Origin of the sequence: Ruminococcus sp. AF20-12LB (assembly GCF_003478985.1) — a bacterium.
GTDB lineage: Bacteria > Bacillota > Clostridia > Lachnospirales > Lachnospiraceae > Blautia_A.
The window spans coordinates 237758-251035 of the sequence record NZ_QUGH01000004.1; the positions used below are offsets into that span (position 1 = coordinate 237758).

The 13278-nt window shown below is 43.9% G+C and carries 10 protein-coding genes; 9 read left to right on the forward strand and 1 reads right to left on the reverse strand.

Annotation, left to right across the window (positions count from 1 at the left end; genetic code table 11):
- The first annotated feature begins 182 nt into the window (after positions 1–182).
- From DWX61_RS07185 to DWX61_RS07195, 3 genes are all read left to right on the forward strand, one after another.
- Positions 183–1673, forward strand: a complete 1491-nt coding sequence (locus DWX61_RS07185; protein WP_118513299.1) for an AAA family ATPase — start codon at positions 183–185, stop codon at positions 1671–1673.
- 225 nt (positions 1674–1898) lie between these two features.
- Positions 1899–2930 (forward strand): LacI family DNA-binding transcriptional regulator, encoded by a 1032-nt coding sequence (locus DWX61_RS07190; RefSeq protein ID WP_118513298.1) that lies wholly within the window; start codon positions 1899–1901, stop codon positions 2928–2930.
- An 87-nt stretch (positions 2931–3017) separates the two neighbouring features.
- A complete protein-coding gene (locus DWX61_RS07195; RefSeq protein ID WP_118513297.1) occupies positions 3018–3521 on the forward strand; it encodes a gamma carbonic anhydrase family protein in 504 nt (167 codons plus the stop codon).
- A 265-nt stretch (positions 3522–3786) separates the two neighbouring features.
- Here DWX61_RS07195 and DWX61_RS07200 read toward each other — a convergent pair whose 3' ends face one another.
- Positions 3787–4695, reverse strand: coding sequence for a LysR family transcriptional regulator (locus DWX61_RS07200; RefSeq protein ID WP_118513296.1), 909 nt, complete (start codon positions 4693–4695; stop codon positions 3787–3789).
- Positions 4696–4807: 112 nt separating this feature from the next.
- Between DWX61_RS07200 and DWX61_RS07205 the strand changes: the two genes are divergently transcribed.
- The 6 genes from DWX61_RS07205 (at position 4808) to speB (ending at position 13251) form a co-directional block, all read left to right on the forward strand.
- The gene (locus tag DWX61_RS07205) at positions 4808–6112 is read left to right on the forward strand and encodes an NCS2 family permease (protein ID WP_118624497.1); all 1305 of its coding nucleotides are present in this window, start codon (positions 4808–4810) and stop codon (positions 6110–6112) included.
- A gap of 15 nt (positions 6113–6127) precedes the next feature.
- A complete protein-coding gene (locus tag DWX61_RS07210) occupies positions 6128–7864 on the forward strand; it encodes an adenine deaminase C-terminal domain-containing protein (protein ID WP_118624499.1) in 1737 nt (578 codons plus the stop codon).
- 203 nt (positions 7865–8067) lie between these two features.
- Positions 8068–9534, forward strand: coding sequence for a sensor domain-containing diguanylate cyclase (locus DWX61_RS07215; protein ID WP_118624501.1), 1467 nt, complete (start codon positions 8068–8070; stop codon positions 9532–9534).
- Between the two features lie 529 nt (positions 9535–10063).
- Positions 10064–11530: an aminotransferase class I/II-fold pyridoxal phosphate-dependent enzyme gene (locus tag DWX61_RS07220; protein WP_118624593.1), complete on the forward strand. Its 1467-nt coding sequence runs from the start codon at positions 10064–10066 to the stop codon at positions 11528–11530.
- Between the two features lie 5 nt (positions 11531–11535).
- On the forward strand, positions 11536–12390 hold the full coding sequence (gene speE, locus DWX61_RS07225; RefSeq protein WP_118513292.1) for a polyamine aminopropyltransferase: 855 nt from the start codon (positions 11536–11538) through the stop codon (positions 12388–12390).
- A gap of 3 nt (positions 12391–12393) precedes the next feature.
- Positions 12394–13251, forward strand: a complete 858-nt coding sequence (gene speB, locus DWX61_RS07230) for an agmatinase (protein ID WP_118624503.1) — start codon at positions 12394–12396, stop codon at positions 13249–13251.
- Positions 13252–13278 lie beyond the last annotated feature (27 nt).

Here is a 13278-nt window from a genome sequence, read left to right on the forward strand (position 1 = left end):
ATGATTGCACGATAACATAGTTTACAGGCAGTGTCAATCGGCAAACTGCAAAATTGTTTAAACAACTTACGGAAAAATGACGAATACAAAAATGTGTAAAAAATTGTATCAGCGGTTGTTGAGATTTCCAATCCATGATAAACTGAATGGAGATATTTTTCAGAGAAAGAGGAGTAAAAAGTATGCCAGTTTTTGATTTCAGCGCAGCACCGGCAGATAAAAAAGAGACAAAACGCCAGTGCACATATATAACGTTTCGTTCCAATGAAACAAAAGCCACGCCGGAGAAACCGGTGCTGATCCTGGACAACAGCAAAAGAGAGTGGAAACATCATTCCTGTGGATATTTTTCCAATCCTGCGAAGCGGACTGCATTTGAGTTTAAGGAAGAGGACGGTGTTTTCCCGGCAGACATCCTGAAGATCGATTCACGTTTTACAAGCCTGATCAAATGGCTCGGAGAAAATCATATCAACATCCGTCTTTCCGGACAGAATACAGAAGAAGGATATGCCGTTTACAAAATCCGAGAGATCGCTTTTGGCGGAGGCACCAAGCTTTCTGCTGAGGACGGATTTCTTCAGTTTATGATCGAGCGTCTGTTTGCAAGCAGTGCGCCGGCAGAAGAAAATGAGAACGATGAGGAGGAAGAAGACGGTGACGATATGAAGCTTACCAGTATTCAGAGTATCACCGACTTTATGAACTGTGCCGGAAAGACTATGCCTGATAATATCCGTCTCTGGGCAAGAAGAAATCTGGCAGTTGCCCGTTCTCATGAGGTTTCTCAGGAGGAAAGACGCCATGCCCAGAGAGCACTTTCCATCATGATGAATATTCAGTGGAAGCATAATTATTTTGAGTCTATTGATCCGAAGGAAGCACGCCGTATCCTGGATGAGGAGCTTTATGGAATGGAGCGTGTAAAACAGAGGATCATTGAGACGATCATTCAGATCAACCGTACCCATACACTTCCTGCTTACGGACTGCTTCTTGTAGGACCGGCAGGTACCGGTAAATCTCAGATCGCTTATGCAGTTGCAAGAATCCTGAAAATGCCGTGGACAACCCTGGATATGAGTTCTATCAATGATCCGGAACAGCTTACCGGAAGCTCTCGTGTCTATGCAAATGCCAAGCCGGGAATCATCATGGAGGCTTTTTCCATGGCAGGAGAATCCAATCTGGTATTTATCATCAATGAGCTTGACAAGGCTGCATCAGGTAAAGGAAACGGAAATCCGGCAGACGTGCTTCTGACATTGCTGGATAACCTTGGTTTTACAGATAACTATATGGAATGTATGGTTCCGACAGTTGGTGTCTATCCCATTGCCACAGCCAATGATAAGGCACAGATCAGCGCACCTCTGATGTCACGTTTTGCAGTGATCGATATTCCGGATTACACACCGGAGGAAAAGAAGATCATCTTTTCTAGATTTGCGCTTCCCAAGGTTTTGAAACGTATGAGCCTGAAACAGGAAGAATGTATCGTAACGGATGAGGCGCTGGACGCAGTAATTAAGAAATTTGAAGATACCACAGGAATCCGTGATCTGGAGCAGGCTGCGGAGCATATTGCAGCCAATGCCCTGTATCAGATCGAGGTAGATCATGTGAAGGCTGTAACCTTTACCCCTGAGATGGTACAGGAGCTTCTGGACTGACAAAGGGATCCGTTTTGCAATGATAAAAATGCTTCCGGAGATTTTTTCGGAAGCATTTTTGGCTGAGGTAATGCACCTGGTTATGCCGGGCATGTCTGATCGTAAAGGGAAATTATAAAAATAATGAAATCAGGGATTGCCTGAGAAAGTGTAAATGTGTATAATGAGATAAAAGAGCGTGCTCGTGAACACAAATCACACAGGAGAGGTTTTGGAGGGTAAAATATGGCAGTAACATTACAACAGATTGCGGAAGCAGCAGGAGTTTCGAGGGGCACTGTGGACAGAGCACTGAATAACAGAGGCCGTATCCGTCCGGAAGTAGAGGAAAGGATCAAAAGGATCGCCCGGGAGATGGGATATCAGCCCAGCCGTGCCGGTCGTGCCCTTGCCATGGCAAAGAGGAAGATCCGTATCGGTGTGATTCTTCAGTATATGGAGACTCCTTTTATGCAGCAGGTTTTAAAGGGGGTCCTGGAAGCAAAAGAAGAAGTGGAGAGTTTTGGCGGAACAGTAAAGATCTATGAGATCGAAGGCGTGGAACCGGAAAAAGTAATGGCTGCAATGGAAGAGCTCCGGGAAAAGGGCTTTAATGGAATTGCGCTGACTCCATCAGAGGATCAGCTTTTGAGAGCGAGGATCGATCAGTATCAGGAAGAGTATGGAATTCCGGTAGTTACCTTTAATGCAGATCTGGAAGATACAAAGAGGTTATGCTTTGTGGGACAGGATACCTTTCAGGCCGGTCGTACGGCAGCAGGCCTGATGGGAGAGATGACAGGCGGAACCGGGCAGGTTGCCATAATTTCCGGACAGGTTGCCAATCCTGGCCTGATCAGCAGGCAGAAGGGATTTTCAACAGAAATCAAAGAAAGCTTTCCGGGAACTGAGATCGTGGATATAAGGTATTCCTATGATGACGAATGGGTGGCATCCAAGATCGTGGAAGAACTTCTGGAACTTTATCCGGAGCTGACCGGTATCTATATTACAGGTCATGGTGTAAAGGGTGTCTGCCAGACCTTGCAGAAGCTTGGAAAGGATAAAACCATGCATGTGATCGCCAATGATTTCCTGGAAGAAAATCTGAAATGGCTGAAAGAGGGGACGATCAATTTCCTTATCGGTCAGGATGCAGCTGTACAGGGACATTCCCCGGTGACTATTTTGTTCCAGCTTCTCTTTGACAGCAAGGCACCGGAAAAGGAATATCAGTATACAGATATTGTGATCCGGACAAAATATAATATGGGATAAAAAGGAATTGCTGTTGCGTATAGAACCCATGATCAGAAATATCATATGGCAGAATCCTGTACAGGGAAAGCAGATTCAGGAGGTAAAATGAATTATAAAAATGTAAAGATCGCAGAAGGTGCCAGGATCGCAAAGCAGTCTGTGATCCTTGGAAATGTAACGATCGGCCGTGACAGCTGTGTATTATATTATGCGGTGCTCCGCGGAGATGATGCTCCGATAGTAATCGGAGAAGAAACCAATATCCAGGAAAATTGTACTATTCATGTGAGCCACAACATGCCGGTCCATATCGGAAACAATGTTACTGTAGGGCATAATGCGGTGCTCCATGGATGTACTATCGGAGACCGGACACTGATTGGAATGGGATCCGTGATCCTGGATGGTGCAAGAATCGGAAATGACTGTATCATAGGAGCCGGAAGCCTTGTGACTAAGAATACGGTGATCCCGGATGGCTCTCTGGTAATGGGAAGTCCGGCCAGGATCAAACGAAACCTTACCTGGGAAGAGAAGCTTGGCATCGTGGAAAACAGCAAAGAATATATTGCTGTGTCCGAAGAGATGAAAGCGCAGGATGTATTATAAACAGCACACGATAAGGGATGAGTCCCTTTTTACCGGAAAAATACTCCACGCATCGCTCGCCATAATATGCCCATCCAAGGAATGTACCGGGATCACCAAGAGCAATGGCAGTACCGACATAGGAAACATGTGCTGTACGCCCTTGTACGTTACGCTCTTAAGTTTTGATTATTGTGCTGATTTTACAGGAATATTCAGAATAATGCAACAAAAACATTCCTTCTGAACAGAAGATCTTTTGCTTCAACATATGTAGATCAAAACCCTACAGGACATTCCTCGCAGTACATATAAAATCCCGGGCGTACTGTGGAAGATAGGTACCTCTTCGGTACGCAATTGTCAGTGTGCTGAAAACCCCATCTTCACCAATGGAAAAACAGGCTGGTTTTACAGGGAGGTCCATATTTTGGACATAAGTTTCCGGGGTGAAACACATACCAAGTCCTTGCATGCAGAGCTTGACGCAGGTTTCTGTGTTGCGGCTCTGAATTGGCACATAAGGCTTGATATGGGCAGCTTTCAATGCTTCCAGCGAAAGCTGTCCGGTAGTCTGTTCCGGAAAATGCAGGATAAAAGGCTCTTCTGCCAGAAGTGAGAGATCAAGCTTCGGGTATATGCTGTGAGTGGATACACTGCCGGCAGCAGCCAATGGGTGCTCCGGATGCATGATCAGAAGGATCTCTTCCTTTTTCAGCAGTTCGTATTCCAGCTTAGGGTGTTTATGTACTTCATTGAAAATGCCAAAATCAAGCTGATCATTGAGAAGAAGTTTTTCTTGGATGGAATATGCCTCTTCCAAGATATTGACCTTTACTTTAGGATATTTTTGAAAAAAAGAGGTCATGATCTGAGGAACCATACAGGTACTCCTCATCAGTGGGAAAGCAACGTTCAGTTCTCCTTCATTATTTTCTGTAAGATCTTTCAGCTCTTTTTCCCAGTCCTGTCGTATCTGCAGGATCTTTCGGGCATACTGCATATATTTGCGGCCTGCAAAGGTAGGTGTATAGCTGTTTCCGCTGCGGCTGAATAGCTTGGTCCCCATTTCCCGTTCCAGCTTCTGGAGATGCTTGGTTAGGGTTGGCTGGGAAATATAAAGCTCCTGTGCGGCTTTTGTAAGATTCTGATATTTAGCAATGCAGAGAATGTACTTCAGTTCATGATAGTTCATGTTTTCCTCCAACTATTCCATTTTGGCATAATTTTTATGTATAATATGAATTTGACTTCCTAATATGTGTATTTTACAATACTTCCTATCATCATATCAAGGGGGAAAACAAATGAAAAACTGGTTGGAAAAACAGTTCAGACTGTCTGAGTTCAATACAAATATAAAAACAGAACTTCTGGCAGGACTGACAACCTTTGTAACTATGGCATATGTGCTGGCCACGATTCCAAATATTCTGGCAGGTGCCGGTTATGACAAACATACGACTCTGACAGCTATGATCCTTCTGATCATTTTGACTAGCTGTGCAATGGCTTTGGTCACTAATCGTCCGTTTGCTTTGGCACCGGGACTCGGAAGTGTGGGAATCATCGCGTCTATGATCACTAATGAAGGCGTAAGTATGCCGATCGCAGCAGGTGTGATATTCTGGAGTGGTGTTCTTTTTATCATAATTTCATTCTTTGGTCTGAGAGAAGCAGTGGTACGTGTGATCCCGGTAAGCCTGAAACATGCGGTTAGTGCAGGTATTGGTCTGTTTATCGCACTTCTTGGTGCAAAAAACTGTGGACTGATCGTGGCAAATGATGCAAAAAACTGTCTTTCCTTCGGAAATCTTGCATCTCCATCTGTGATTGTAGCAGTGATCGGATTTCTGATCCTTCTGGTGATCAAGGTACGAAACATTCCGGGAGGTATGATCCTTGCGATCCTGCTGACTACTCTGGCAGGAATTCCTTTCGGTGTTACACATGCTCCGGAATCCATTTTTGCATTTCCGGCAGGTATCGGCCATCAGTTCCTGAAAGTTGATTTTCTGGGAGCACTGAATTTTGCTTATATTCCATTTCTGATCGCTCTGTTTGTGCCGGATTTCTTTTCTACATTCGGAACAGTTCTGGGAGTGGGAGCAAAGGCAGGCTATCTGGATAAGGATGGAAATCTTCCGGGTATTGATAAATGCTTTAAGGTAGATGCAATTGCAACAAGCTTTGGAGCATTGTTTGGAATGCCGAGTCTTACTACTTATCTGGAGTCATCTGCAGGCGTAGAAGCAGGGGGAAAAACGGGACTTACGGTTATTTTTACAAGCATTTTCTTCGGACTTTCGCTGTTTCTGGCACCACTGGCTCTTGTGATCCCATCTGCGGCAACCGGTCCGGTGCTGATCTATATCGGCATCAATATGCTTGGTGCTATGAGAAATATTGATTATTCGGATATTACAGAGTATATTCCGGCATTTTTATGTGTAACCTTTACGATTTTTGCAAATAATATCGCAAATGGTATCTGCGTGGCGCTTCCGGCTTATCTCGTTATGAAGATCGCAGCAGGAAAGATCAAAAAGATTGAACCGGTCATGTATGTATTGGTAGCAGTCTGTCTGTTGTATTTTTATTCAATTATCTAAGGATGGTGAAATGGTATGGAGCAGGTTCATCTGCTGATCAAAAACGCAAAGGTATTTAATTCCTATCTTAAGAAATTCATATCTGCCAATGTTGCGGTGAAAGATGGAAAATTTTATTACATAGACAGAAAACAGGATACGGATTTTCAGACTGACAATGTGATCGATGCAAAGGGATCATACATGATTCCAGGCCTGACAGATATTCATATGCATATCGAAAGTTCTATGACCACACCGGCTTTTTTTGGAAAATGTGCAGGAGAAAATGGTGTGACGACGGTGGTTTCAGAGCCTCACGAAATGGCCAATGTCAAAGGGATCCGAGGGATTCTGGAAATGATCTCTGCGGCAAAGAATGCACCTATCGATATTTTTTACGGGATTCCAAGCAGCGTTCCGTCAACCAGTGAAAAGCTGGAAACAACAGGTGGAATCATTGACTACAATGCAATGAAGCATCTGCTGGAAGAAAAAGATGTGGTATGTGTAGGCGAAATCATGAATTACCGGCAGATCATCCGGGAAAATGATCTGGAGATCAGCCGGTTTCTGGAATATCTGAAAAAAGAGCATCCGGGATATGTGATCGAGGGACATTGTCCGTCATTGCTGGACCTGGATCTTGCAAAATTTCTTTATCTGGGTATCAATGGTGATCACACGGAACATACTCTGGAGGAAGTAAAGCAGCGGATCGAAAACGGAATGTTTTTTGAGATCCAGGATAAAATGTTGAAACCGGAAATCCTAGAGTATATCTGCCAGAACCAGCTCTACGAGTATTGTTCTTTTGTAACAGATGATACCATGGCGGATGCTTTGTATGAGCAGGGGCCGCTGAATGCAGTGGTACAGAAAGCTATCGATATGGGATTTCCGATGGAACAGGCGATCTACTGTGCCACATATACACCATGTCAGCGGATGCATTTTTATGACAGAGGAGCTATCGCACCGGGAAAACTTGCGGACTTTATGCTGCTTAAAGATCCGTCCGTTCTTAAACCGGAAGCTGTATTCAAAAATGGTGTTTCGATTTATGTAAAGGATGAACCGCAGTTGCCGCTGTCTGCTTCCTCATATGAATTTCCGGCAGATTTTTACCGGAGTGTACAGCTTCCGGAGATTTTTCTGAAGGATTTTCAGGTGAATGTTCCTTTTCAGGAAGGATATGCAACGGTTCGTGTGATGGAAGTCAATCCGGATCGTACCCATACTACTGAAAAACTGGTGGAAATGCCGGTGAAAGACGGAAAGATCTGCTGGGAAAACAGCGGATGTCTTCTGGCTATGGTGGTGGAACGTCATGGGAAGAACGGAAATATCGGCTATGGATTTCTTACAGGCTCCTGCTTGAAAAAGGGAACTGTGGCAACAACATATTTTCATGATCATCATAATCTCTTTGTAGCAGGAAGCTCTCCGGATGATATGTTATTTGCTGTAAACAGGATCCGGGAACTGCAGGGGGGATTTCTGACAGTAAAAGATGGAAGGATCCTTTCTGAGCTTGCACTTCCGGTATGTGGGCTTTTATCCGAAAAATCGATCAGGGAGAATGGCCTTGCATTGAAGGCGGTGAGAAAAAGCCTTACAGATCTGGGATATGTGCATAATAATCCGATCATGTCAGTGGGAACACTTGGATTACCGGTAAGTCCGGCGCTGAAGCTGACCGATAAGGGACTGGTGGATGTAAAAAAAGGAGAAATTGTTCCGCTGATCATAAGCACAAAGAAAAATAAATAACGTTGTTCTTATTGCAGCAAGATAAGCCGGACGTGAGTCGCGGAAGGCGGCATAATAAGGCATAATAATCAGATATCGTTGTAAAAAATCTGCATTTTTCAATCTTATGATTGGAATCTGCAGATTTTTTGTTATAGAGAAAAAACAAAAATTATGGTAAAATAAGAATGCATGGCACAAAAGGTTAAATCAGGAGAAAACATATGAAAAAGAATCACTTTGAATTAAAAAATTATGTTATGGCAACCGGTGTTTTTATTTTGGCGGTTGTAGCAGGGATTCTTATTTTTTTCGAGTGTGTGCAGAGATCTGTACAGGTGAATTCTCAGAATACTTTGAAGATAAATGTGCAGAGACAAAGTGAACACTTGCGGACCATACTGGATATTAATTATCAATATCTGAATGAGATTGCCTCTGCAATGGGAAGATCAGAAGAACTTTTTTCAGAAGAAAATAAAGAACGACTGGTATCCATTTATGAAAAAACAGACCTGGAGAGGGCTGCTCTTATTGATAAGAATGGAGATGCATACTACGACAATGGAGTAACCAAGAATGTTTCTCATCGCAGATATTTTCAGGAGGCCATCAGCGGAGAGCAGACCATCAGCGATCCCCTGGAGAGCAGTGTGGACCATGAAGTGAGGGTGGTTTTAGGCGTGCCGATATACAAAGATCATAAAGTGATCGGTGTTCTGGGCGGATCCTGTAATGTTACAGCGCTGAGTCATATGCTTTTTAATGATCTTTTTGACGGAACGGGAAACAGTTTTCTGACCACAAGTGATGGAGAGCTCATTGCCTTTGACATTGGTTCGGCGTCCGGTACGGAGATCACATATGGAATCAATCTTTTTAAATATTACGGAGAAAAAAATCTTAAAGGGAAGCATGCTCTTCAGGATATTCAGGAAGATTTTAAAGTTGGCGAAAGAGGTCTGGTGAAGCTTAGCCTCAAAGAGAGAAAAGAAGAGGACCGATATCTGGCATATATGCCTCTTGGGTACAATGACTGGATGATCTGTTACGCAATTCCTGTAAAAAATGCACAGCAGGCGTATGAATTTATTTCCGGTTATGAAATTATATTTATGGGAAGCTTCTGTATTCTGGTATTGATCCTGCTTCTGTACATTGTTGTAAGAAATAATCAGGAGAAAGCGGAATTGGTACGTTCTGTCCAGCATGATGCACTTACAGGCGTTTATAACAGAGAGAATACGCAGAAGATGATCGATGCTATTCTGAGAGAAAAAGCTCCGGAAGGCTTTCATGGCTTTCTGATCCTGGATATGGATCATTTTAAAGAAGTGAATGATGTTTACGGACATGTCATGGGAGATAATGTCTTAAGGATGCTGGGAGGTTTTCTTAAAGAGCAGTTCCGGGAACAGGATGTGATCGGACGTATCGGCGGGGATGAGTTTGTGATCCTGCTCTGTAATATCGGTTCCAGGGAAAATATGGAGAGCAGAATAAAAAATCTTCATGAAAATCTCAGGGAGATCCGAATGGAAGGAATGGGAGAGCATACATTCACTTTTAGTGCAGGAATTGCTTTTGCACCACAGGATGGAGATACCTTTATGGAACTGTATCAAAAAGCAGATCTTGCTCTTTATCAGGTAAAACGCTCCGGAAGGAATGGCTACCGGATCTATAAATAACAATAAAAAAGACATATGAGGGATTCAAGAGAAGAATATCCTTCTGACATTATTATAAATGGTTCATACTAAAAATATTTAAACGATTTTGATAGTTGACATGAATTTTCAGATATGCTATGCTTATGAAGATTTTGAAGGACAAGAAAGAGTCTTTTCAAAGCAATTATTTTGGACCACTCCATTTTGGAGTCAAGGCCATACGGACAGCCGGGTCCACTGCCGCTGATGGTAACTTTGGTTGCCTTATTGATTGAGTTAGAAGCTCAAATTTTATAAGTTGGTTCCTTTGATAACCGTCATGCGCCTGTTGCGCAGACTTGTGAAACGGTCAATAAGAGTAGTAAAAGTATGATTGCTATATAGACTCTGACATATATCATCCGGATTTTGATCTCATGTAAATATGAGGATTCTCATATTTATATGCGATGAAAATAAAATTTGGAAGAATGATCTAAGCAGGTTTACGGTTTTGTATCGGCCTGCTTTTTTTTGTGCGGATAAAGGAACTGGAAATGGAGAAGCAATGAACAGAAGTCGTTTTAAACTGGACCAGAATCATGCTCCAATTCATGAAGCTCTGGAAAAATTCCTGCGTATGAGAGTAGTACCTTTCGATGTGCCGGGACATAAAAGAGGAAGAGGAAATCCGGAGCTTACTGAATTTCTGGGACAAAAATGTGTAGGTGTGGATGTAAACAGCATGAAGCCGCTTGATAATCTCTGTCATCCCGTATCTGTGATCCGGGAGGCGGAAGAGCTGGCAGCAGATGCCTTTGGAGCAGCTCATGCATTTCTTATGGTTGGAGGAACTACAAGCTCAGTGCAGACTATGGTGCTAACTGCTTGTAAGAGGGGAGATGAGATCATTCTTCCCCGAAATGTCCACAGAAGTGTGCTGAATGCGCTGGTTCTGTGCGGAGCAATCCCGGTCTATGTGAATCCGGAGGTGGATCAGAGACTTGGAATTTCTCTTGGAATGCGACGTGAACAGGTGGCAAAGGCAATTAAGGAGCACCCAAATGCGGTGGCTGTGCTGGTGAATAATCCCACCTATTATGGAATCTGCAGTGATCTTCGCGCAATTGTACGTATGGCTCATGAAGCAGGAATGCTGTGTCTGGCAGATGAGGCACATGGAACCCATTTTTATTTTGGCGGAGGTCTGCCGGTTTCGGCAATGGCAGCCGGTGCAGATATGGCATCTGTATCCATGCATAAAAGCGGCGGAAGCCTGACCCAGTCCAGCCTTCTTCTTACAGGACAGGGTGTTCATGCCGGTTATGTCCGTCAGATCATCAATCTGACTCAGACTACTTCAGGCAGCTATCTTCTGATGTCAAGTCTTGATATTTCGCGCCGGAATCTTGCACAGCGAGGACGCCAGATTTTTCACCAGGTAGCAGATATGGCAGAGTATGCAAGGGAAGAGATCAATGCTATTGGCGGCTATTACGCATTTGGAAAAGAACTGGTGAATGGAGATTCGGTTTTTGATTTTGATATTACGAAATTAAGTGTACATACCCTGGACATCGGACTTGCAGGAATCGAGGTTTACGATATATTGAGAGATGAATATGATATTCAGATCGAATTTGGTGATATTGGAAATATTCTGGCTTATCTGTCAATCGGAGATCGTGCCCAGGAAATAGAGCGGCTGGTAAGTGCTCTTGCGGAGATCCGCAGGCGATTCCAGAAGGATAAATCAGGATTGCTGGATCAGGAATATATCGATCCTCAGGTAGTGACAAGTCCTCAGGAAGCTTTTTATGCAGAAAAATGCAGCCTTCCTCTCAGAGAAACCGAAGGCAAAGTATGCAGCGAGTTTGTAATGTGTTATCCTCCGGGAATCCCGATTTTGGCTCCGGGGGAACGAATCACTCCGGAAATCCTGGATTATATTGAATATGCCAAGGCAAAAGGATGCAATATGACAGGCCCTGAAGATCCGGATATATTGCGTTTGAACGTGCTGGCAGGGAGGTAAAGAAAATGGAAATGTGGTTTTCGGAATTTCATACACCGGATGTGAAGCATAGTATCCGGGTAAACCGTCAGCTTTACTCAAAGCAGAGTGACTATCAGAGAATTGATATTTTTGAGACACCGGAATTTGGCAGGGTGCTCACACTGGACGGTAATGTAATGCTCACAGAGCGTGACGAATTTATTTATGACGAAATGATCACTCATGTACCTATGGCTGTTCACAAAGAAGCTAAGGATATTCTTGTGATCGGAGCAGGAGACGGAGGAGTTGTACGTGAACTGACCAGGTATGATCGTGTCAGCCATATTGATCTGGTGGAGATGGATCCTATGGTAGTAGAAGCCTGTCGCGCATATCTTCCGGGAAATGCCTGCAGGCTGGATGACAGGAGAGTGCATCTTCATTATGAAAATGCGTTGAAATATATACGCCGCTGCGAAAATAAATATGATCTTATTATTGTAGATTCCTCGGATCCCTTTGGCCCATCGGAGGGATTATTTACCCGTGAATTTTACGGAAACTGCTATAATGCGCTGAAGGCGGATGGAATTATGGTTAATCAGCAGGGAAGTCCTTTTTATTCCGAAGATGCGCATGCCATGCAGCGCAGTCACAAAAGAATTGCCAGTACTTTCCAGATCAGCCGTGTTTACCAGGCTCACATTCCTACCTTTGCTGCCGGTTACTGGCTGTTTGGCTTTGCAAGTAAGAAATATCATCCGGTGGATGACCTGGATCCGAAGGCATGGAATTCACTGAATCTTCGCACCCGTTACTATACTACAAGGCTTCACAAAGGTGCATTTTATCTTCCGGCTTTTCTTGAGGAAATGCTTCAGGAGGTGGAGGACTGATTTATGATCTTACCAAATATTGAAAATTTTATCGGTTGTGACAGCAGTTTTGAGGAAGCAGAAATTGTTCTTTACGGAGCTCCCTTTGATTCGACCACAAGCTTTCGTCCGGGAGCCAGGTTCGGTCCTTCTGCCATTCGTCATGAAAGCTTTGGACTGGAAACCTACAGCCCTTATCAGGATCGTGACCTTATGGATATCCAGGTATTTGACAGTGGAGATCTGGAGCTTTGCTTCGGCAGCAGTGAAAAGGCGCTTGCTGACATACAGGATCGTGCAGAGGAAATCCTGAAGGAGGGAAAAATGCCGCTGCTCCTGGGGGGAGAGCATTTGGTGACACTGGCTGCTGTGAGAGCTGTCGCCGGGAGATATCCGGAACTTCATATTATTCATTTTGATGCGCATGCAGATTTAAGAGACGATTATCTTGGTGCCCATTTAAGTCATGCGTGTGTTATCCGCAGATGCTATGATATTCTGGGAGATGGACGGATACATCAGTTTTGTATCCGAAGCGGGGAAAGAGAAGAATTCCGGTTTGCAAAAGAGCATACAGATTTTCATCCCTTTACCTTTGAATGCCTGGAAGAAACCGTACAGGAATTGGCCAGGAAGCAGGTTCCGGTATATTTTACCATTGATCTGGACTGTCTGGATCCATCTGTATTTCCGGGAACCGGTACACCGGAGGCAGGAGGCGTAAGCTTCCTTGAATTGCTCGATGCTATCCGGAAGGTATCAGAATTAAATATTGTGGGAGCAGATGTCAATGAGCTGGCACCTATGCTGGATCCAAGCGGTGTTTCCACAGCTACAGCATGTAAGGTGGTCAGGGAACTGCTGCTGGCGTTGGCAAAATAAAAACAGTTACGAGAATTGAGTATAAAA

Coding starts and splice junctions, on each gene's coding strand:
- DWX61_RS07185 (WP_118513299.1), top strand. CDS start 183: ATGCCAGTTTTTGATTTCAGCGCAGCACCGGCAGATAAAAAAGAGACA.
- DWX61_RS07190 (WP_118513298.1), top strand. CDS start 1,899: ATGGCAGTAACATTACAACAGATTGCGGAAGCAGCAGGAGTTTCGAGG.
- DWX61_RS07195 (WP_118513297.1), top strand. CDS start 3,018: ATGAATTATAAAAATGTAAAGATCGCAGAAGGTGCCAGGATCGCAAAG.
- DWX61_RS07200 (WP_118513296.1), bottom strand. CDS start 4,695: ATGAACTATCATGAACTGAAGTACATTCTCTGCATTGCTAAATATCAG.
- DWX61_RS07205 (WP_118624497.1), top strand. CDS start 4,808: ATGAAAAACTGGTTGGAAAAACAGTTCAGACTGTCTGAGTTCAATACA.
- DWX61_RS07210 (WP_118624499.1), top strand. CDS start 6,128: ATGGAGCAGGTTCATCTGCTGATCAAAAACGCAAAGGTATTTAATTCC.
- DWX61_RS07215 (WP_118624501.1), top strand. CDS start 8,068: ATGAAAAAGAATCACTTTGAATTAAAAAATTATGTTATGGCAACCGGT.
- DWX61_RS07220 (WP_118624593.1), top strand. CDS start 10,064: ATGAACAGAAGTCGTTTTAAACTGGACCAGAATCATGCTCCAATTCAT.
- speE (WP_118513292.1), top strand. CDS start 11,536: ATGGAAATGTGGTTTTCGGAATTTCATACACCGGATGTGAAGCATAGT.
- speB (WP_118624503.1), top strand. CDS start 12,394: ATGATCTTACCAAATATTGAAAATTTTATCGGTTGTGACAGCAGTTTT.